Annotated in this window: 17 protein-coding genes and 1 pseudogene; 10 read left to right on the top strand and 8 right to left on the bottom strand. The window is 34.8% G+C overall.

Annotated elements, in window-relative coordinates; all coding sequences use genetic code 11:
• Positions 1 to 23 precede the first annotated feature (23 nt).
• Together ES675_RS02475 and recA are read right to left on the bottom strand one after the other, a co-directional pair.
• On the bottom strand, positions 24 to 437 hold the full coding sequence (locus tag ES675_RS02475) for a hypothetical protein (protein WP_066253711.1): 414 nt from the start codon (positions 435 to 437) through the stop codon (positions 24 to 26).
• A gap of 107 nt (positions 438 to 544) precedes the next feature.
• On the bottom strand, positions 545 to 1,546 hold the full coding sequence (recA, locus tag ES675_RS02470; RefSeq protein WP_066256236.1) for a recombinase RecA: 1,002 nt from the start codon (positions 1,544 to 1,546) through the stop codon (positions 545 to 547).
• A 386-nt stretch (positions 1,547 to 1,932) separates the two neighbouring features.
• Between recA and trhO the strand changes: the two genes are divergently transcribed.
• Together trhO and ES675_RS02460 are read left to right on the top strand one after the other, a co-directional pair.
• Complete coding sequence (gene trhO / locus ES675_RS02465; RefSeq protein ID WP_066256231.1) at positions 1,933 to 3,003, top strand: oxygen-dependent tRNA uridine(34) hydroxylase TrhO; 1,071 nt, start codon at positions 1,933 to 1,935, stop codon at positions 3,001 to 3,003.
• A gap of 99 nt (positions 3,004 to 3,102) precedes the next feature.
• On the top strand, positions 3,103 to 4,008 hold the full coding sequence (locus tag ES675_RS02460; protein WP_231931325.1) for a radical SAM protein: 906 nt from the start codon (positions 3,103 to 3,105) through the stop codon (positions 4,006 to 4,008).
• A 92-nt stretch (positions 4,009 to 4,100) separates the two neighbouring features.
• On the opposite strand, the gene ES675_RS02455 is transcribed toward ES675_RS02460, so the two are convergent.
• Both ES675_RS02455 and ES675_RS02450 read right to left on the bottom strand, forming a co-directional pair.
• Complete coding sequence (locus ES675_RS02455; RefSeq protein WP_066256224.1) at positions 4,101 to 4,334, bottom strand: hypothetical protein; 234 nt, start codon at positions 4,332 to 4,334, stop codon at positions 4,101 to 4,103.
• Between the two features lie 417 nt (positions 4,335 to 4,751).
• Positions 4,752 to 4,979, bottom strand: coding sequence for a hypothetical protein (locus ES675_RS02450; protein ID WP_148367219.1), 228 nt, complete (start codon positions 4,977 to 4,979; stop codon positions 4,752 to 4,754).
• Between the two features lie 270 nt (positions 4,980 to 5,249).
• Between ES675_RS02450 and ES675_RS02445 the strand changes: the two genes are divergently transcribed.
• From ES675_RS02445 to ES675_RS02420, 6 genes and pseudogenes are all read left to right on the top strand, one after another.
• The gene (locus ES675_RS02445) at positions 5,250 to 6,602 is read left to right on the top strand and encodes a PSP1 domain-containing protein (protein WP_066256213.1); all 1,353 of its coding nucleotides are present in this window, start codon (positions 5,250 to 5,252) and stop codon (positions 6,600 to 6,602) included.
• A complete protein-coding gene (locus ES675_RS02440; protein WP_082986005.1) occupies positions 6,589 to 7,092 on the top strand; it encodes a gliding motility lipoprotein GldH in 504 nt (167 codons plus the stop codon). Before ES675_RS02445 ends, ES675_RS02440 begins: the two co-directional genes overlap by 14 nt.
• A 27-nt stretch (positions 7,093 to 7,119) precedes the next feature.
• Complete coding sequence (locus ES675_RS02435; protein ID WP_066256209.1) at positions 7,120 to 9,453, top strand: penicillin-binding protein 1A; 2,334 nt, start codon at positions 7,120 to 7,122, stop codon at positions 9,451 to 9,453.
• Between the two features lie 87 nt (positions 9,454 to 9,540).
• Positions 9,541 to 10,242 carry a CoA transferase subunit A gene (locus ES675_RS02430; RefSeq protein WP_066256243.1) on the top strand — a complete coding sequence of 234 codons (702 nt, stop codon included), beginning with the start codon at positions 9,541 to 9,543 and terminating at the stop codon, positions 10,240 to 10,242.
• 27 nt (positions 10,243 to 10,269) lie between these two features.
• Positions 10,270 to 10,622, top strand: a pseudogene (locus tag ES675_RS02425) (four helix bundle protein).
• Between the two features lie 42 nt (positions 10,623 to 10,664).
• The gene (locus ES675_RS02420; RefSeq protein ID WP_066256206.1) at positions 10,665 to 11,318 is read left to right on the top strand and encodes a CoA transferase subunit B; all 654 of its coding nucleotides are present in this window, start codon (positions 10,665 to 10,667) and stop codon (positions 11,316 to 11,318) included.
• 211 nt (positions 11,319 to 11,529) lie between these two features.
• Here ES675_RS02420 and ES675_RS02415 read toward each other — a convergent pair whose 3' ends face one another.
• From ES675_RS02415 to ES675_RS02405, 3 genes are all read right to left on the bottom strand, one after another.
• Positions 11,530 to 12,147, bottom strand: a complete 618-nt coding sequence (locus ES675_RS02415) for an outer membrane beta-barrel protein (protein WP_066256203.1) — start codon at positions 12,145 to 12,147, stop codon at positions 11,530 to 11,532.
• Between the two features lie 3 nt (positions 12,148 to 12,150).
• The gene (locus ES675_RS02410; protein WP_066256201.1) at positions 12,151 to 12,819 is read right to left on the bottom strand and encodes a hypothetical protein; all 669 of its coding nucleotides are present in this window, start codon (positions 12,817 to 12,819) and stop codon (positions 12,151 to 12,153) included.
• 404 nt (positions 12,820 to 13,223) lie between these two features.
• Positions 13,224 to 14,915: an ABC transporter ATP-binding protein gene (locus ES675_RS02405; protein WP_066256198.1), complete on the bottom strand. Its 1,692-nt coding sequence runs from the start codon at positions 14,913 to 14,915 to the stop codon at positions 13,224 to 13,226.
• A gap of 166 nt (positions 14,916 to 15,081) precedes the next feature.
• On the opposite strand from ES675_RS02405, the gene ES675_RS16540 reads away from it, so the two are divergent.
• Complete coding sequence (locus ES675_RS16540) at positions 15,082 to 19,404, top strand: reprolysin-like metallopeptidase (RefSeq protein ID WP_082986004.1); 4,323 nt, start codon at positions 15,082 to 15,084, stop codon at positions 19,402 to 19,404.
• Positions 19,405 to 19,704: 300 nt separating this feature from the next.
• Positions 19,705 to 21,771 (top strand): GEVED domain-containing protein, encoded by a 2,067-nt coding sequence (locus ES675_RS16580; RefSeq protein WP_082986003.1) that lies wholly within the window; start codon positions 19,705 to 19,707, stop codon positions 21,769 to 21,771.
• 195 nt (positions 21,772 to 21,966) lie between these two features.
• Here the strand turns inward: ES675_RS16580 and ES675_RS02390 are convergent, their stop codons facing one another.
• Positions 21,967 to 22,680: a 3'-5' exonuclease gene (locus tag ES675_RS02390; protein ID WP_066256190.1), complete on the bottom strand. Its 714-nt coding sequence runs from the start codon at positions 22,678 to 22,680 to the stop codon at positions 21,967 to 21,969.
• Positions 22,681 to 22,845: the final 165 nt, after the last annotated feature.

The raw sequence follows: 22,845 nt of genomic DNA, 5'->3' as shown, positions 1-22,845 counted from the left end.
AAACACATTTAGTTAAACATTAATTAATCGACTACTGGAACTTCAAAAATGATAAATTCATCTTCTCCTGATCCATTGCTACCATGCCAAAATTTAAATACATACGTATTTTCATCTCTACTCGGTTTGAATTTAAATGATTTTTCTACCGTTTCGCTACTTGGAGGACAATCATTATTTTCATTAAAAACGGTAGACATTATGGCTATCATCAATCCATCTGATTGTGTTTGAGAATAAATGTCTTTAAAAACATGGCATTCTGTTGGTCGCTTGTAGGTTATGAAAATTTCATATTCTTGACCACTAACAAATTCATTAGGAACAATAGCACTTTCTACTGGTAACATCATTACAGTGCTTGACTGGATATCTTCATCATTAACACTACAGGCTAATGATGCAAGGGCAAACAGGCAAACAAACAATTTTTTCATAATTCGAGGCAAACCTTAAATAGTGTGTTTCACTATATAGATGCACTAAAGGCCAAAAGGTTGCGTTGGGATATAAAAAAATCCCAATTTATTGGGATTTTTTTATTTTAAGCTGATTTTATAAGCTCTTTTATTTTTACTTCTAACTCATCCATGAGTTCGGGATTATCTTTAATAAGCGCTTTAACCGCATCACGACCTTGTCCTAATTTGGTGTCGCCATAACTAAACCACGATCCGGCTTTTTTAATAACTTCAAATTCTACAGCAATATCCAATATTTCACCTACTTTGGAAATACCTTCGCCATACATAATATCAAATTCTGCCAATCTAAAAGGTGGTGCTACTTTATTTTTAACCACTTTAACTCTGGTTTTATTTCCTTGCACATTTCCGTCTGTGTCTTTTATTTGTGTTGAACGTCTAATATCTAAACGTACCGAAGCATAAAATTTTAATGCATTACCACCAGTTGTTGTTTCTGGGTTTCCAAACATAACCCCAATTTTTTCACGTAATTGGTTAATGAAAATTACCGTACAATTGGTTTTACTAATAGATGCTGTTAATTTACGTAAGGCTTGAGACATTAAACGCGCATGTAATCCCATTTTAGAATCACCCATTTCACCTTCAATTTCACTTTTTGGTGTTAAAGCAGCTACCGAGTCAATAACAACAATATCAATGGCACCAGAACGAATTAAATTATCGGCAATTTCTAAAGCTTGTTCACCATTATCTGGTTGCGAAATAATTAAATTATCAATATCTACGCCTAATTTTTCTGCGTAAGTTCTATCAAAAGCATGTTCTGCATCAATAAAAGCCGCAATACCACCAGCTTTTTGAGCTTCAGCAATAGCATGTAATGTTAACGTTGTTTTACCAGAAGATTCTGGACCGTATATTTCTATAACACGACCTCTTGGATATCCATTAACACCTAGTGCAATATCTAATCCTAAAGAACCCGAGGAAATAGCCTCGACATCAACAACAGCTTGATCACTCATTTTCATTACCGTTCCTTTGCCGTACGCTTTATCTAGTTTGTCTAAAGTAAGTTGTAGCGCTTTTAATTTAGCTTCTTTTTCGTTGCTCATTTCTGTATTTTTTATCTTGTAAAAGTGTTGCTAAAATACCACTCTTTTTTCACTTTACCATTTTATGACGCAACCTTTTTGATGTTTTTGCATCTACTTAATAAAGCTGGGAAACTTTTGATATGAGATTTATTAGAAAAATATTATTAATAGGAGAAACAGGCGTTTCAGTATCCGTATTTATAAACGGAAGCTGCAAAGCCGATGGCGGTTAGCTCGGATTGTTATTTTTTTGAATTAAAAAAAATAGTAATAACGAGTTAGTCTACTTAAAGCACTTTATAAACCATTATAAAGTGCTTTTTGTTTGGTGAAAATTCCGATTCACTCAAAAAATAGTACATTTGCAGCTAAAATATTCTTTAACCTTAAACAATTAGTATAGCATGCAACTGTACAATACCTTAAGCGCAAAAGAAAGAACTGAACTTATTGAGCAAGCGGGAAAAGAACGCTTGACTATTTCTTTCTACAAATACGCGAAAATTGACAATCCAAACATTTTTAGAGATCACCTATTTCTAAACTGGAACAACCTAGACGTTTTAGGACGTATTTATGTGGCCAATGAAGGCATAAACGCCCAACTTTCCGTACCAGCAGATAATTTCAATCTGTTTAAAAATCATTTAGATACCATTTCGTTTTTAGAAAATGTGCGATTAAATATCGCTATTGAGCACGATAATTTTTCATTTTTAAAATTAAAAGTGAAGGTGCGTGATAAAATTGTAGCCGATGGTTTAAACGATGACACGTTTGATGTAACCAACAAAGGGATTCACGTTGAAGCCGAACAATTCAATCAGCTTATTGACGATCCAAACGTGGTTTTGGTAGATATGCGAAATCATTATGAAAGTGAAATAGGTCATTTTATAAATGCTGTAAAACCAGATGTTGATACGTTTCGGGAGTCTTTAGATATTATTGAAGCTGATTTACGAGACCATAAAGAGGATAAAAAACTGGTTATGTATTGTACAGGTGGTATTCGTTGTGAAAAAGCGAGTGCGTATTACAAACACAAAGGTTTTAAAAATGTGTATCAATTAGAAGGTGGTATCATTAATTATGTACGCCAAGTAGAAGCAAAAGGTTTAGAAAATAAATTTATTGGTAAGAACTTTGTGTTTGATGAACGTCGTTCAGAGCGTATATCTGACGATGTTATTGCACAATGTCATCAATGTGGTGAGTCTGCTGATTTGCACACCAATTGTGCCAACGAAGCGTGTCATTTACTATTTATTCAGTGTGAATCCTGCAAAGAAAAAATGGAAAATTGCTGTTCTACTACCTGTCAGGATATTATTCAATTATCCTTTGAGGAGCAAAAAGCCTTACGCAAAGGTCAAGGAAATAGTAACGATATCTTTAAAAAGGGTCGAGCCGATCATTTGCCTTTCAAAAAGGACTTACGTAATATATTTGATACCTTAAGCCAAAACAATTAAATGGACGTTTACAAGCTGTTAAAATTAAACAGAAAAATAAAAAGCCACAGAATTAAATTTCTGGGGCTCTATTTGTTGCATACGTTTAATCAACGCTACTTGGCCGTAAATTTAGACCCGGTTATGGCCTGTAATCTGCGTTGTAAAATGTGTTATTTTACAGATGCCGATTATGTAAAAACCTTAAAAGGCCAATTTAAAGAAGATGAGTTAGAGCAGGTTGCCCAAACCATTTTTAAACGTGCCTTAAAACTTCAAATTGGCTGTGGAACGGAACCAACTTTATATAAAGATTTGGTAAAGGTTGTAGCATTGGGAAAAACCTATAACGTTCCCTATATTTCTATAACTACGAATGCTAATTTATTAGATGAAGAAAAAATTGAAGCACTTATAAAAGCTGGTTTAAATGAATTTACCATTTCCCTTCATGGTGTTCATAAAGAAAGCTATGAAAACTTTATGAAAAAGGCCAGCTATGAAAAATTTCATGCCGCTTTCAAGGCTTTCGAAAAATTGAAAAAACAATACGATTTTAAAGTGCGTATCAATTACACCTTCAACAAGGATAATTTTTATGAATTAGCCGATTTCTTTGAACATTTTAATGGCGAAAGTTTTGATATACTTCAAATTCGCCCGATTCAGAAAATTGGAAATACCGAATACAACGATTTTGATTTGGAAACCTTAAGAGTTGATTATCCAAAAATCATTAGCCAAATTAAAGCAAGTTGTAAAGCTAATAATATTACACTTTTAGCGTCTGATACGATTCCAAATCATAATCAAGTAAACGATTCTAGCTTTATTTTCGATTATACATTTTGCTATGTTTCTCCACAAAAATTTTGGCGTGATGGCTTTAATTGGCGTGAAGAAAGCTTTAATAGCTATTCCCAAAAAATTGGTTGGAATAAGCTCTTGTTTCGCAATATTTTCAAATCGAAAACGGAATTAAAATCGGCTTCTAATCGGTTGAATTATGAAATTGAATTTAATTAAAAATCACTCTTTTATAACCTTTACCGTTTTCCTCTGATTCGTATTACTTTCAAGGGTTAAAAAACAAAGTCCATCAGAAATACCTTCTAAACTCACATTTTTAATACCGTTTGAATTATTGGTTTGATTATTTTACCCTGAATATCTACTATTTGTATTTTAATTTGATAATCTGAAGAAATGTTAATATAACTTTTAGTTGGGCTTGGATAAATAGAAAAGGTTTGAAATTCATTTAAATCAACACCAAGAGTTTGAATAGTAAATAAATGTGTTACCTGTTTGTCCTTCGTAAGTAACTTGCCATTTCCATTCACCAATAGCATCAAAAGAGTTTAAATACTTGTAGTAATACCAAGAGGAACTAGTTGTGGCTGTATTAAAAGAAGAATTATAAAAAACAGAATTATCAGGTCTTAAAATTTGAACATTAAAATTGGTTCCTGCTACTTGATCTCTTAAAAATGCAGTTAAGTATATAGTGTCGCCTTAATCAATAATTTGACCAGCAGCAGTTGTAATTATTTCTGTTTGAGAATCATCCATTTGTTTCCAAGAAAATGGACACAAATAAATATCTAAACCTTGATGATTATAACCCGAAGCTGCAGCATAGGTTATGGTGCCACAATTATAATCTAATAATTGATTCGGGAAAGTCGAATTATGATCTATGTATCCAGAAATTGCCCACGTATCATTATAGTTGAAGGCAGATGCTTGTTAGCGCATGACCACCAACTCTATTGGCATCTATAGGCTAGGTTATTTTGTTGTTTTAATACCTGCACATTATACTGTAACTGACTTTTAATTTGTTCTCTTTGTGCGAATGTTAGACAAGGTATTTGGGCTTCATTAAAGGTGAATTCAGTATCTCCCATTCCGGAATTGAAATCTTGAGAATAAATCATGCTAGAGGCGAATACTACAAAGCTGATAAAAATGGCGTACGTAAAATTAGATTTCATAATTAGAGTTTTAAGAGGTTTATAGTACCATCGGAAAAAAATAAAAATGTGAGCATTAACAAAAAATAAAACCTTAAATATGTACTTTGTTGCAAGAAAATAATTTTTAATTCGTTGATAATCAACTAATAAATATAGTTTATTATTTTTAAAATGTGCGGATATCATATTTTATTTAACTTAATAAATAATCTTATCTTTACATCTTTAAAAGGATTATTAATCGTCTTCTGAAAGCGTTTTGGTTTTCAGAATCTATACATAAATAATATGAGTTGTAACACTTGCTCAACAGGCAAAGATGGACAGCCAAAAGGTTGTAAAAACAATGGTACCTGTGGCACAGATAGTTGTAATAAATTAACGGTATTTGATTGGCTAGCAAACATGACATTACCAAATGGTCAAGAGCCATTTAATTGGGTTGAGGTACGTTTTAAAAATGGCCGAAAACACTACTATAAAAATACAGAAAATTTAACTTTAAGTATTGGTGATATTGTGGCAACCCAAGGGGAATATGGTCATGATATTGGCATGGTTACGCTAACAGGTGAATTAGTACGTGTACAAATGAAACGCAAAAAGGTTTCGGAAACAGATCCGGAATTTTTTAAAATATACCGCAAAGCATCACAAAAAGATATAGATATTTGGTCTGACGCTCGTGACTTAGAAGAGCCTATGAAGGTGAAAGCACGTCAGTTTGCTATCGATTTGAAATTACACATGAAAATTTCAGATATCGAATATCAAGGTGATGCTAGTAAAGCAACGTTCTACTACACAGCTGAAGAGCGTGTGGATTTCAGGGAGCTTATTAAACTATTCGCTAAAGAGTTCAAAACGCGTATAGAAATGAAACAGGTTGGTTTCCGTCAAGAAGCATCTCGTTTAGGAGGTATTGGTTCTTGTGGTCGGGAATTGTGTTGTTCTACGTGGTTAACAGATTTCCGTTCGGTAAGTACATCAGCTGCGCGATATCAGCAATTATCACTAAATCCGCTAAAACTTGCTGGGCAGTGTGGTAAATTAAAATGTTGTTTAAATTACGAGTTGGATACCTATTTGGATGCGCTTAAAGATTTCCCGAAAACCGAAATAAAACTCTACACAGAAAAAGGTACAGCCGTTTGCCAAAAAACCGATATTTTTAAAGGTCATATGTGGTACGCCTATGAAGGCGAATGGATGAATTGGCACTTAATTACGACTGCTCAAGCAAACGAAATTATTGCCCTTAATAAGGAAAAGAAAAAGCCAGCAAGCCTAGAAGAGTATGCGGTTGAATTAATAAAAGATACTAAAAGTGAATATGAAAACGTTGTTGGACAAGATAGTTTAACGCGTTTTGATAGTCCAAAACACAATAAAAAACGTAAAAGTAATAACCGAAAGGGCAACAAACCTCCAAATAAAGCCAAGGCAACCAATAAGGATGCACATGCTAAAGATGGAAATAAGCCAGATGCTAATAAGCCTAGAAATAAACCTAACCCTAGAAAAGAATCGGTAAATAAGGACGCTAATACGAATATTAAAGCAGGTGCTGATAAACCAAACAAGCCGAATAAAAGACGTAAACCACAAGGTAAAAAGAACGATTCCAATGATGCCAAATAAGTTTTTGACTTTAGTAGCTGTTATGGCATTTTTGGTTGTAACATCATGCGATTCTAATCGGGTTTACGACACCTATAAATCGGTTCCAAACACCTGGCATAAAGATTCTGTAGTGCAATTTAATTTTCAAGCACCAGACTCTATTAACCCGTATAATTTGTATGTAAACCTTCGTAATAACAACGATTACCCATTTAATAATCTTTATTTAATTGTTGAAATGGATTTTCCAAATGGAAAAGTAATCAAGGATACGTTGCAATATAAAATGGCGAAGCCCAATGGCGAGCTTTTAGGTACTGGTTTTACAGATGTAAAAGAAAGCAAATTGTGGTATAAAGAAGGCGTTGTTTTTAGTGAATCAGGCGACTATCAAATAAAAATTCAACAAGCCATGCGTGAGAATGGCAAGGTAAATGGTGTTATAAATTTAGAAGGGATAACGGAAGTTGGCTTTCGAATTGAACACCCAACAGTACCAAAACAATAAATTCCAGGATCAATTAGTATTTATACAATGGCAAAAAAGAAACAAGCAAAAAAACAAGCAAATACATCCAACGGGTTTCAAAAATATGTACGTTGGTTTTGGACGGTATTTTTAGGTGGCATTTCAGCTGTTGTTTTGCTATTTCTATTAGCATCTTGGGGTGTTTTTGGAGAACTTCCGGATTATACCGTTTTAGAAAATCCGAAAACAAATTTAGCTACTGAAATTATTTCTTCTGATGCCAAAACACTCGGAAAATTCTATTTCAATGATAACCGAACACCTGTTAGTTTTGATGAATTACCACAAAATTTAGTCGATGCGTTAATTGCAACGGAAGACGCACGCTATTTTGAACATTCTGGTATTGATGCACGCGGTACATTAAGAGCCATTGTGTATTTAGGATCTAGAGGAGGAGCAAGTACTATTTCGCAACAATTAGCACGTCAATTGTTTGTTGGAGTTCGGTCTAAAGGCTTGGATAAATACACGCAAAAAGTGAAGGAATGGATTATTGCCACAAAACTAGAAAGGCAATATACCAAAGAAGAAATTATTGCCATGTATTTTAATATTTATGATTTTGGTAATAATGCAGATGGTATTCGTTCTGCTGCTAGTATTTATTTTGATAAAGAACCAAATGAATTAAATTTAAAAGAATCGGCTATGCTTGTGGGCATGTTTAAAAACTCGTCCTTATACAACCCACGAGACCATAAAAATCCAATAGGTACAAGAAACCGCCGAAATGTAGTTTTAGATCAATTAGAAAAGTATGATTATATTTCTGAAACGGTTAAGGATTCGCTTCAGAAAACAGCATTAGATTTACGTTATACACCACAATCACATAGAGATGGGATTGCCACGTATTTCCGTGCGTATTTAGATGGTTTTATGAAAGATTGGATTAAAAACAATCCAAAACCAGATGGCGAGAAATATAATTTATATGGCGATGGTTTAAAAGTGTATACCACAATTGATTCACGCATGCAAAATTATGCTGAAGAAGCTGTGCAAAAACACATGCCAAGACTACAGGCCGAATTTGATAATCAAAACACACCAGAACGAAACCCAACAGCACCATTTTTGGCGTTGGATAAAAACGAAATTGAATCCTTAATGAATCGTGGAATGCGCCAATCAGAACGCTGGCGTGTTATGAAAAAGAACGGTAAAAGCGACAAAGAAATTATAGCTTCTTTTGATAAACCAACATCCATGTCTATTTTTTCATGGAAAGGTGAAATAGATACCATTATGAAACCTATGGATTCTATGCGGTATTACAAGAAATTCTTACATCCAGGAATGATGTCTATGGACCCATTAACGGGTCATGTAAAAGCATGGGTTGGTGGTATGAATTATAGACATTTTCAATATGATCATGTGTATCAAGGAAAACGTCAAGTAGGATCAACCTTTAAGCCGTTTGTTTATGCAACAGCTATAGACCAGTTACATTTATCACCATGCTATAAATTACCACAATCTCAAATAACTATTGAGGCTATGAAGTTTGGTAATCCAGAGCCTTGGACACCCAAAAACTCTGGTGGTGATTATGGGGGAGAAATAACACTGCAAGAGGCATTGGCGAAATCTGTAAATACCATAACAGCACGTTTAATGGATAAAGTGGGTCCGCAACCCGTTATTGATTTGGTTAAAAAATTAGGTGTGGAATCTAATATTCCTGCTGTACCTTCTATTGGGTTAGGAACAGCGGATTTAAGTGTGTATGAAATGGTAGCCGCTTATGCCACATTTGCGAATCAAGGTGTTTATACCAAACCGGTTATGGTAACCCATATAGAAGATAAAAATGGAACTGTTCTGTACCAATTTACACCAGAATCGCGCGATGTTATTAGTGCGGAAACCGCTTATGTAACCGTTAAATTAATGGAAGGTGTAACCAGAGTAGGTTCTGGAGCACGATTAAGACGAACTTGGATGCCAAAAACTGGTGTTTACCCAGAAATTATAACAGGATATCCTTATGAGTTTAAAAACCCCATTGCTGGGAAAACAGGAACCACACAAAACCAAAGTGATGGTTGGTTTATGGCTATGGTTCCTAATTTGGTAACCGGTGTTTGGGTAGGAGCAGAAGATCGTGCTACGCATTTTAAAACCATTACCTATGGACAAGGTGCATCTATGGCATTACCAATTTGGGGAATGTATATGCGCAGCTGTATTGATGATGAAGAATTAGAAATTTCCACAAGCGCATTTGAAGCACCAAAAAACTTAACCATTCAAGTAGATTGTGATGATTACGTTTCTGAAGGTGACGAAGCCACACCAATTGAAGAAATTCCGGATGAATTGGATTTTTAATAATAAATAATCCATTAAATTTCAAAAGCCATTCCCTTCCGAATGGCTTTTTTATTTCGTATTTTTCCGAAGCAAAAAAACAGCACTATGATTAATAAACAAGTTGCAGATATTAACGAAGCTTTACAAGGCGTAACCGATAATATGACCTTTATGTTGGGCGGTTTTGGGTTAAGTGGTATTCCAGAAAACTGTATCGCTAAATTGGTGGAATTGGAAGTTAAAGGTTTAACCTGTATTTCTAATAATGCTGGTGTGGACGATTTCGGATTGGGATTATTACTACATAAACGCCAGATAAAAAAAATGATTTCGTCTTACGTTGGTGAGAATGATGAATTTGAGCGTCAAATGTTAAGTGGTGAGTTGGATGTGGAATTAATTCCGCAAGGCACGCTTGCTGAACGTTGTCGTGCAGCACAAGCTGGTTTTCCAGCTATTTACACACCTGCTGGTTACGGAACGGAAGTGGCCGAAGGTAAAGAAACCAGAGAATTTGATGGCAAAATGTATGTGTTAGAACATGCCTTTAAAGCTGATTTTGCTTTTATAAAAGCTTGGAAAGGTGATGCTGCAGGAAATTTGATTTTTAAAGGAACAGCTAGAAACTTCAATCCAAATATGTGTGGTGCAGCCAAAATAACGGTTGTTGAGGTAGAAGAATTAGTGCCTGTCGGCGAATTAGATCCCAACCAAATTCATATTCCAGGAATTTTTGTTCAACGTATTTTTGAAGGTAAAAATTACGAAAAACGCATTGAACAACGAACAGTAAGACAAAGGGATTAAACGATGTGATGATTTGAAGATTTGAAGATGAGGAACGATAAGGAAAATATTATAGTGACATTAACTTTCAAATTATCATTGAATATCATTGATTTTTCTGAAGAAATTAGAAATAATCATAAATATGAAATGGCTTCTCAAATATTTAGAAGTGGCACATCCATAGGAGCAAATGTAGCAGAAGCGCAGAATGCAGAGAGTAAAAAAGATTTTATTCACAAATTTAAAATTGCTGCTAAGAGGCAGATGAATTACAATATTGGTTAAGGTTATGTGAACAATCACAGCATTATCCAACACCAAACAAACTAATCAATGATGATTTGAAATCAATAATTAATATTATTTCGAAAATAATATCGAGTAGTAAACAAGGCTAATTTTCAAATCTTCAAATCAACGAATTTTCAAATTATTAAAACATGTTAGATAAAAACGGAATAGCAAAACGCATAGCACAAGAAGTTCAAGACGGTTACTACGTGAATTTAGGAATTGGGATTCCAACCTTGGTTGCTAATTATGTGCGAGACGATATAGAGGTTGAATTTCAAAGTGAAAATGGCGTGCTTGGTATGGGACCATTTCCTTTTGATGGCGATGAGGATGCCGATATTATAAACGCCGGAAAGCAAACTATTACCACCTTACCAGGAGCCAGTTTCTTTGATTCGGCTATGAGCTTTTCTATGATTCGTGGGCAACATGTAGATTTAACCATACTAGGTTCCATGGAAGTAGCGGAAAACGGCGACATTGCCAACTGGAAAATTCCAAATAAAATGGTAAAAGGAATGGGTGGTGCTATGGATTTAGTGGCAAGTGCTGAAAACATAATCGTGGCTATGATGCATACGAACAAAGCAGGCGAATCTAAACTACTAAAACGTTGCTCATTGCCATTAACTGGTGTTGGTTGCGTTAAAAAAATTGTGACGAATCTTGCGGTTATAGAAGTTACAGATAAAGGCTTCAAGCTTTTAGAACGTGCGCCAGGTGTTTCTGTTGAAGAGATTCAAAAAGCAACTGAAGGCACTTTAATTATAGAAGGCACAATCCCTGAAATGGAGCTTTAGCGGAATTCCATTTGTCCAAAACCCAAAATAAGTATGTCCAAGTAAAATGGAGCTTTAGCGGAATTCAGCATGACTTTAACATAAAATAGAAACGGCATACTAAATGAGCAATTAAGCAAATTTCATTTGTCCAATATTTAAAATCTACATTTTCTAAATTATAACACCTGTCAGGTTGAGCGCCATGTCTTCGCAAGCAGGTAGTCAAAACCTAATTATCGCCAATCGAAAAAATTAAACCCAATTGTACTTGAATTTGATTGGCATTTTGGAAGAAATCTTTATAATCAGCAGCTGTTTTAATATCAAAACTGGTGTAGTTATAATTTGCACCTAGATACACAGCAATATGATCTGTAAATTTATAGAGTAAGTTACTTCCTAGGTAAAATGCGGTTCCGTAAAAATCGTCAAAATCTTTAGAGCCACTTTTTTGATGGATTCTAGTTCTACCAATACCTATTAAAGGTTCAACAGCCCAATTGTCTCTAAAATCTATTTCATATTGCAGTTTAAGATATGCGGCATAATAAAAGGACTTGTTTATATTGCCACCTAATGCTCTATTGGTTACCGTATATTCTATATACTCACCACCAACACCAATTTTAAAGTTATAAGCTTTAAACGCGTTTATTTGAAGGCCAACTCCTAAAAAATTTGGTTTATTGGCTTCTGATAGATAGTTGTCACCAAAATTATTATGATTTAGCATGTATATATAGAATTCAGGTCTAGGTTCAAAATCAGATTCAAATTCGGTACTGCGATCTTCTTGTGCAAAAACAAAAATTGGACACAAGAGAACCACTATTAAAAAATGTTTCATTAATTAATAATTTAAGGTGTATTCATAAATATCTTCATCACTAACATCAAGCGTTTCTTGAAGCGATGAAACGGTTTGAGTGCTATTATTTCTTACATCGTAATTGATAATAAGCGATTGGTTTTTTGCAACGGTTTCATAATAACTATCGTAATAATAAGGTTCAGGCTCCACTTGAGGATTCACATAAACATAATTATTGGCCAGAATACCATCAATAGAAATATCTATAATTTGATTGTCAGTATTTACATGATTCAGAAGAATGGTTAGCTGCATGATATCATCTGTTTCAATTAAATTAAACAAGTTGGTTGACGAAAACGTATAGTCAACAAAATTGAAAGTTTTAATATTTGAAACCGTTTTATTCTGATAAGTATACGTGTTGTCTAAGGCTTTTATTTCATAGGAAATATTCCCTTTGGCTTGCGGAAAAACCATTTCAAATTCTCCTAAATTATTGGTTTTTGTTAACGAAATTAAATCGCTAGAATTTCCATAGGAGCCGTTATAATGTGTATAAGCCCAAATTTCAATATCATGATTGGCAATAGGATTCGCATTTCGGTCTAGCAATTGCCCATTGGCTACAAGACGAGTGTCTCCATCATATTGAATTGTGCAGTTAAAACAAAATAATCCTAAAGCATAAAGTAGATACTTTTTCATATGTAGAATTTTAAAATTTAAAAGTAAATAAATAAAGATAAATATAATTTTTTGTAGGAAAAATATTCAAAAATTATCTTAAATGTTAAAATAATATGTATTTCATCGAAAAATAATGTATTTTAACTGGTACTTTGAAAATATATTTCATATTAGCAATCCCAAACCTAACCAATGAATTGAACTGAAACTTTTGAAAAATGGAATTATAATTTGCCCCAAATCTATTATAATTTAAATGAACAAAAGAAACTCAAATCTACCAAAAACATAACCTACTTATGAATTTTGCCTCAAATCTACCTGAACAACCTACACGTTATGAAAACAGCTTGAATTTGAGTATTCAAAATACCAAGCGATTCCTTAAAAGCTTTATGTATTTAACAAAGAAATTATTCATGCTATAGTCCTTTTGGAATAGCATGAATAAGTTTTTTAGTATACGCTTTTTGTGGATTTGCGTAAATAATATCTGCATCATTCATTTCTTCAATTTCTCCTTGATTCATTACAATTAAATTATCCGACATATATTTTACCACAGCTAAATCGTGTGAAATAAATATGTATGTAAACCCAAAATTTTCTTTTAGATCATTCAGCAAATTCAATACTTGCGCTTGTACAGAAATATCCAATGCTGAAACGGATTCATCACAAATAATCAATTTAGGTTCCAAAGCAATGGTTCTCGCAATTCCAATGCGTTGCCTTTGACCACCTGAAAACTCATGTGGATATCGCGAAAAGAACGAGGCATCTAAACCAACCTTCTCCAGTAGTTCTAAAACACGTATTTTTCTATCCGTATCTGAAGTTCCAATACCATGAACCTTCATAGGTTCCATAATGGCTTTTCCAACGGGGATCCTCGGATTTAAAGATGCATACGGATCTTGAAAAATAATTTGAATGTCTTTTCGTAATTCTCTAATGGCCTTTTTTGGTAAGGTGGTTATATCGTTGCCTTTATAAATAATCTGGCCTGCAGATGCTTTATCCAATTGTAAAATAACATTCGCTAATGTGGATTTTCCACAACCGGATTCGCCAACCAATCCCAATGTTTCGCCTTCATATAAGTTAAAACTAACCTGATTGACTGCTTTAAAAGCCACGTCTTTTTTAAACCAACCCGACTTTGAAAAGTAGATTTTATCTAAATTGTTAACCGTTAAGAGTGGTTGTTTGGCATATATTTTTTTGTGATTTTTAACGCGGTCTTCTACACTAACAACCGTTTTATCAATGGTGTCATTCATGTAATCTTTAATGGTTGCTAATCGTTTGTAGCGCACATCTAAAGCTGGTCTGGCATTAATTAATGCTTTGGTATACGTGTGTTGAGGGTTATTAAAAATATCAGTTACCAATCCTTGTTCCACAATATGACCTTGATACATAACCAAAACCCGATTGGAAATTTCTGAAATAAGCGACAAATCATGTGAAATGAATAAAATGCTCATGCTTTCAGTTTGCTGAAGTTCTTTCAGTAATAAAATAATTTCTTTTTGAACGGTTACATCTAAAGCCGTTGTAGGTTCATCGGCAATTAAAATTTTGGGTTTACAAGCAATAGCCATGGCAATCATAACCCGTTGTTTTTGGCCACCTGAAATTTCATGAGGATAGGCTTTAAAAACACGTTCAGGATTGGGGAGTTTTACTTTTTCAAGAAGCTTAATAGTTTCTGCTTTTGCTGCAGATTTAGATAAATTGGTATGCTGTAAAAGGATCTCCCGAACCTGTTCGCCGCAACGCATGGATGGATTTAAGGAGCTCATTGGCTCTTGAAAAATCATAGCAATATCGTTTCCACGAATTTTCTGAAAAGCTTTAGATGAAATTTGTGTTAAGTCGCGATTTTCAAAGCGGATAGCACCTTCAGTAATTTTAGAAATATGTTTAGGGAGTAATCCCATAATGGCTAATGATGAAACTGATTTCCCTGACCCAGATTCACCTACAATGCCTAATATTTCATTAGGGAATAGATTATACGTGATGCCATGAATAATTTCATTTTCAATTTTATTGTTTGAAAATGAAATTTTTAAGTTAGTAACCTCTAAAATTTTATCTGTTTGCATACATGTAAAAGTAAGTCTTTTCTTCAAAACGACTGTGGTAAAACCGTAATGTTGATAATTGTGTATTTATTTTGTGAAATAAATAACAATAACACAATCAATTAGGTAATTTTTATATTAAATTCGTTAAAATTTCATTAAATAATCACATAAATAGCAATTCATTATGATTAAAAAACTATTCCTATTATTAGTTCTTTTCAGCATGAGCGTCAGCTTTGCACAAAGTAAAAAGCTTTGGGAAAAACAAGTAGCCGTCAGTAAAAAGACAGTAAAAAGTAACAAACTTGCCTTACCAGATTCAGAGGTTTTCTCTTTGGATTTTAATGCATTAAAGCAGTCACTACAAAACGTTACCAAACGTGAAGATATTGGACGTAGCTCTCAAATTATTTTATCTTTTCCAAATGATCAAGGCAAAATGGAACGTTTTCGTATAGTAGAAGCTTCGGTTTTACATCCTGATTTACAAGCTCGTTTTCCAGATATACGTTCGTACGCTGGACAAGGAATTGATAATCCAGCTGATGTTATTCGGTTTAGTATGTCGCCAAAAGGGTTTCAGAGTATGCGTTTGTCGCCAGATAAACCAGCAAGTTTTATTGAAGCTTATACCAATGATTTAAGTCAATATGTGGTGTTTAATCGTCAAGACCGCAGAATAGAACAGGATGATTTTGAATGTACCGTAACAGATGCCATGAATACTAATATTTCAGGTAGTGGTAGTTCTTTACGGAATGCTGATGATGGTTTATTGCGGACATATAGATTAGCGGTTTCTACAACAGGCGAATATACGGCTTATCATGGAGGAACGAAAGCATTAGCACTAGCTGCAATCAACGCGACAATGACGCGCGTAAATGGTGTTTTTGAAAATGATTTTAACGTTACCATGGTTGTAATAGCAAACAATACGAATGTTATTTATACCAATTCTGGTAGTGATCCTTATACAGCATCTTCAAATTATAACAGTCAATTACAATCCACTTTAACAAGTGTGATTGGCGAATCTAATTATGATGTTGGCCACTTATTTGCACGTGCTTCTAATAATGGAAATGCAGGTTGTATAGGTTGTATTTGTGTGAATGGACAAAAAGGAAGTGGTTTTACATCACGAACTGATCCGGAAGGCGATCCGTTTGATATTGATTATGTAGCACATGAAATTGGTCATCAATTTGGTGCTAACCATACGTGGACATTTAATGGAAATGAAGGTTCTAATGTTCAAATGGAACCAGGAAGTGGATCAACTATAATGGGTTATGCTGGTATTACTGGTGCAACTGATGTACAGTCTAATAGTGACCCATATTTTCATGCGGCTTCCATTCAGCAAGTTACGGACTATATTAAGTCAAGAAGTTGTCAAACAAATACTAATACAGGAAATGCCATTCCAACGGCAGATGCAGGATCTAATTATACCATTCCAAAAGGAACACCTTTTGTTTTAAGCGGTTCGGGTTCTGACGCTAATTTTGGTGATGTGTTAACCTATTGCTGGGAACAGTTCAACGAAAACAATGCATCAACAACGTATCCAAGTACGACAGCAACGTCTGGTGTAGCGTTTCGTTCTTATAGTCCTACAACAGATACCAAAAGGTATTTTCCCAGGTTATCAACCATTAAGTCAGGGAGTACATCTTGGCAGTGGGAAGCGGTTCCAAATGTGGCGCGAACATTAAATTTTCGTATGACGGTTAGAGACAATAAAGCTGGAGGAGCAGCTAATAATAGTGATGATATGGTTGTTACTGTAAATGGAACAGCTGGTCCATTTGTAGTAAACTCACCAAACTCTAATGTAACGTGGTCTGCAGGAAGTACGCAAAACGTAACGTGGAATGTTGCCGGAACTACAGGTAATGGCGTGAATGCTACTAATGTGGATATCTTTTTATCTACAGATGGCGGAGATACCTATCCTATTGCTTTAGCATCCAACGTACCAAATGATGGCTCTCAAAATGTGGTTGTTCCTAATAATCAAGGGAATCAAAACCGTATTATGGTTAAAGGAAGTAATCATATTTTCTTCGATATTTCTAATAGTAATTTCACCATTGCTGGTCAAGTAGTTTGTAATGCTACAGTGCCAAGCGGTTTAAATGCATCAGGTGTTAACTCTAATTCGGCAAATGTATCATGGAGTGCTGTTTCAGGAGCGACTTATGATCTGCGTTACCGTCAAAGTGGAACAACAACTTGGACAACAAATAATGTATCTGGAATTTCAACATCTATTTCAGGATTAAGTAGTTTAACACAGTATGAAGCGCAAGTTCGTAGTAAATGTAGTGGTGGAAGTAATTCGGCTTATAGCAGTTCAATCAACTTCACAACCACGGATGTGCAATTAAATTATTGTGCATCAGCAAGTACGAATGTAAATGATGAATATATTAGTCGTGTACAATTAAACACAATAAATAATGCCTCTGGAGCGCAATTTTATTCAGATTTCACAGGTATTTCTACAACCTTAACTAAAGGTACGCAATACACGATAACAGTAACACCAACATGGACAGGCACTACTTATAATGAAGGGTATTCTGTTTGGATTGATTACAATCGTGATGGCGATTTTAGTGATGTAGGTGAACAAGTTTGGACGCGTGCAGCTTCAAAAACAACACCAGTAAGTGGTAATTTTACCATTCCTGCAGGTGCTGTTGAAAATTCTACGCGTATGCGTGTTTCCATGAAATATAATGGAATTCCTACAGCTTGTGAATCATTTAATTATGGTGAAGTTGAAGATTATACCATCGTAATTCAATCTCAAGGTCCTGATACGGTTGCACCAAGTGCACCAACCAATTTATCAGCATCCAATACAACGCAAACAACAACTGATTTAAGTTGGAATGCAGCTACTGATAATGTAGCAGTAACGGCTTATGATGTTTATCAAGGTGCTAGTATTATTGCAACCGTTTCTGGAACATCGTATGCTGTTGTTGGTTTAAGTGCCAGCACATCATATCCATTTAGTGTCAGAGCTAAAGATGCCGCAGGAAATGTGTCCGTTGCTAGTAATACGGTAAATGTTACAACATTAAATCCGCCTGATACGCAAGCGCCAAGTGTACCAGCTAATTTATCAGCAACTAATATAACGCAGACAAGTACAAGTTTGAGCTGGTCAACGTCTACCGATAATGTAGGTGTAACAGGGTATGATGTATATCAAGGTTCAGCAATTATTGCTAGTGTTTCTGCAACAACCAGACAAGTAACGGGTTTAACAGCGAACACAGCTTATGCGTTTAGAGTTCGGGCAAAAGATGCAGCTGGAAATATTTCAGGCTATAGCAATACGGTAAACGTTACAACCTTACCAATTGCAAATACAGGTTGTTCAGGAAGTGTTTCTGCATTTCCATATTCCGAAGGTTTTGAAAACACATTAGGAGCTTGGACTCAATCCACTGCTGATGATGCAAACTGGACAGTTGATGCAAACGGAACACCTTCTAGTAGCACAGGACCATCAAGTGCTGCACAAGGCAGTTATTATATTTTTGTTGAAGCATCTAGTCCTAATTATCCAAACAAACGAGCTATTTTAAATTCACCTTGTTTTGATTTATCAGCAGAAAGTGCTGCAACATTCAATTTTCAATATCATATGTTTGGTTCAACAAATTTTGGAACCATTGATCTAGAAGCAAGTACTAATAATGGTTCATCTTGGACATCTATTTGGAATGAATCTGGAAATAAAGGTAATTCTTGGCAATCGGCAAGTGTGGATTTATCAGCTTATGTTGGTGGAACCGTTCAATTACGTTTTAATAGAAACGTTGGAACAACATGGCAGGCTGATTTAGCAATTGATACTGTAAGTTTAACCACTGGAGGTGGTGGAACAGGAGGAAACTGTAACGTGGGTAATGTTACCCTAAGTTTAACCTTTGATAATTATCCTGAAGAAACAGGTTGGACGCTTAAAAACGCATCTGGAACTACAGTTGCATCTGCAACATATTCGTCATCAAATGCAGATGGATCAACAGTTAACAGAACCTTTAGTGGTTTAGCTTCGGGCGCATATACATTTACAATTACCGATGTGTATGGCGATGGTATTTGCTGTTCTTACGGAAATGGTTCGTATACCTTAACGGGATCTACGGGAACGTTAGCTTCTGGTGGTAGTTTTGCAGCTTCTGAAGCCACGACATTCTGTATAGAATCGGCTTCGCGTGAGGTGGTTGACATGAATACGCCTCAATTAGAACAAGACATTACCTTGTATCCAAATCCTGTAAAAGGAAACGTTTTAAATATTAAAACAACCTTTCAAGATGTGACGTATGAAGTATACAATAGTATTGGTCAAATGGTCAGAAAAGGCGCGTTGAACAATGGAACTATTGATGTTAGTAATTTAGAAACGGCATTGTATCAAATTCGTTTTAAAACGGAAAGTGGTATTGTAACGAAACGTTTTATTAAGCAATAGGTATAAATTAAATTCAAGTAAAAACGTCCAGATTGAAAAATCTGGACGTTTTTTTTATGAGAATCTTTTCAATTTAATTCGTGTAAACAAACTTTTTAAGTTGGTAATCGCAAAATTTTATCGGTATCCAGATATATGAAAAGTAAGTTTTTTCTTCAAACCTGTTGTGGTAAAACCGTAAAGAATTTTTTCTAATGGTTATTCAACGAAAATTAAGCTATAATATTTTGAAATTATCATTTTTAAAATACATTCGCATAGAATAATTCAATTATTAACTTAAATTTTTAAACATTTATCATGAAAAAACCTACTACATTATTATTAATGTGTTTTCTATTTAGCATGGCTGTTTTTGCCCAAGAACGGAATTGCTCAACTATGGAAAACCTAGAATACCGAAAACAACAAGATCCAGGTCTTGAGTTGCGAATGGCTCAAATTGAAGCCTTTACGGAAACCCAAATTCAACAGATGTCAAATAATAGAATTGATGGTTCTATTATATCGCTTCCTGTTGTAGTACACGTACTTTACAGAAATAGTACAGAAAACATAAGTGTTGCACAGATACAGTCGCAAATAGATGTTTTAAATGAAGATTTTAGACGTAATAATCCTGATGCGGATAATACGTGGTCTCAGGCAGCTGATTCAGAAATTGAATTCTGTATGGCCACTATTGATCCTAATGGAAATGCAACAACTGGAATAACCAGAAAGTCAACAACTCGACAAGATTGGGGAACAACAGATGATATGAAAAAATCATCGCAAGGAGGTGTTAACCCATGGAATACATCTGAATATATTAATATGTGGATTGTCCCAAAAATGACCAGTGGTGGACGCACAATTTTAGGCTATGCGCAATTTCCTGGTGGAAGTGCTGCTACGGATGGCGTTGTAATGGCTTATAATTATTTTGGTCGCGTTGGTAATGTATCCGCTCCCTTTGATGGCGGACGTACAACCACGCACGAAGTGGGACACTATTTAAATCTTCGCCATATTTGGGGAGACGCTAATTGTGGAAATGATTTTGTTAGTGATACACCAACACATCAAACGTCAAATGGTGGTTGTCCAACAGGACAGGTTTCTTGTGGTTCTATTGATATGGTTCAAAACTATATGGATTACACCAATGATTCTTGTATGAACTTATTTACTACGGGACAAAAAAATAGAATGCGCGCTGTACTGAATGCTGGTGGTGCTAGAAGATCTTTAGCATTATCAGAAAAATGTGGTGGTAGTACTACAACACCAACCTGTAATGATGGTGTGCAAAATGGAACGGAAACTGGTGTAGATTGTGGAGGTTCTTCTTGTCAGCCTTGTCAAACAGGTTCTCAATATTGTAGCGCTCAAGGAAACAGTGTAAATGATGAGTACATTTCTCGTGTGCAATTAGGGACCATTAATAAGGCTTCTGGCGCACAATCCTATTCAGACTTTACTGCAACTTCCACTAATTTAACAAAAGCAGAAAGTTATACAATTACCGTAACGCCTACCTGGACAGGAACTAGTTATAACGAAGGTTATGCGGTATGGATAGATTATAACCAAGATGGTGATTTTACAGATTCAGGCGAACAAGTTTGGTCTCGAGCAGCTTCTAAAACAAGTCCTGTAAGCGGAAGTTTTACAATTCCAACATCTGCTACAATAGGTGAAACAAGAATGCGTGTGGCTATGAAATACAATGCTATTCCAACATCTTGTGAAACATTTAGTTATGGTGAAGTTGAAGATTACACAGTAATTATTGTAGATGGTGGAAATTCTGGTGGTGATACAACCGTTAGATTATCCTTTACATTTGATAATTATCCGGAAGAAACCTCATGGGCAATCCTTGATGGTGGTGCTACTGTAGCTTCTGGCGGTACTTATGGTTCGCAACCAGATCGTTCTACATTAAACATTGATGTTAATTTACCTGCAGGTTGTTATGCATTAGTTGTTAGAGATGTTTATGGTGATGGTATTTGCTGCTCTTACGGAAATGGCTCATATACTTTAAAAGCTGGAACAACAACACTAGCAAGTGGTGGTTCTTTTACCAGTTCGCAAACAACAAATTTCTGTGTTGGCGGTGCATCTAGGGCTCTTGGAACCGTAACAGTGTCTACTGATGATTTGTTTACATTATATCCAAACCCAACAAAACAAGCATTGAATATTGCTTTAAATGGATTAGAAGCTCAAAGCTATCAAGTAACTAATATGCTTGGCCAAATAGTAATGAAAGGCGCATTTACCGAAACCATTAATGTTTCAGAATTGAATAATGGGATGTACATAATTCAATTACATATTGGTGAGAAAACGAAAGTGAAACGCTTTATTAAGCAATAGTTATAAATTAATTTTAAGTGAAAACGTCCAGAGTGAAAGCTCTGGACTTTTTTATTGCTATTTTTATAAAAAGATAATGGATGCCTTTAAGTTTTTGGGCAAATTTTTTGAAAGAAAAAACCAGGCTCTCGCTACTCAATCTTTTTTCTAAAATAAAAAAGGATTTCAAACACGCGCTCCATCCTTTTTGCAGACTTAAATATGGATAATCTCATTATCATGAAGGAGTTCATCACCTCGCAAGCGTAAGAAAATTTGCGCCACAGCTATGGTATCTTTTTCGCAGTAAATCATAATCCGATCTATGTCGTTTTCTTCATAAAAAACGCGATACACTTCGCTACCATCAATATCATCTTTAGGCGAAGGAATTCCCAACACATTAGTCAATAATTTTAAAGACGTGTAGGTTTTATAATCACCAAATTTCCATAATTCTAGCGTATCTAAATGTGGAACTTCCCAAGGTTTTTTCCCAAATAAATTAAGTTTATATGGCAATTCTATATTAAGAATAATCATGCGTCGTGCTATGTATGGAAAATCGAATTCCTTACCATTATGCGCACAAAGCAGGTGTTTGTTCTCGCTAAAGTGCGAAATGATTAAGTTCTTAAAATCTTTTAGGATTTTTATTTCGTCGCCATAAAATGAGGTGACGCGAAATTTCCTAATATCACCTTCCATTTTAAAATATCCAACTGAAATACAGACTATTTTTCCAAATTCAGCCCAAATTCCAGCACGATCATAAAATTCTTCCGCAGTAAATTCGTCTTTCCGTTGGTATTTGGATTTGGCATCCCAAAGCATTTGTTTGGTGTCATCTAAATCTGAAAAATGCCTGGCTTCTGGAACGGTTTCAATGTCCAAGAATAGAATATTTTCGAGATTTAGTTTAGAAATCATGGTTTAGTTTTTAATGGTTATCTTGATGAAAAGTAACACCGCAAAAATAAGCGATAATATTTCGCATAATTACTAGTCGAATTTTTAAATTTCACTAATTATTTCATTTTTGTGAATATGTCAAATTTAAAAAATTTGGCAGCTTTCAATTATGTTAATCTATCT

The organism is Algorimicrobium algoritergicola (assembly GCF_008086165.1).
Taxonomy (GTDB): Bacteria; Bacteroidota; Bacteroidia; order Flavobacteriales; family Flavobacteriaceae; genus Algorimicrobium; species Algorimicrobium algoritergicola.
This window is presented reverse-complemented; position numbering and strand designations above follow the sequence as displayed.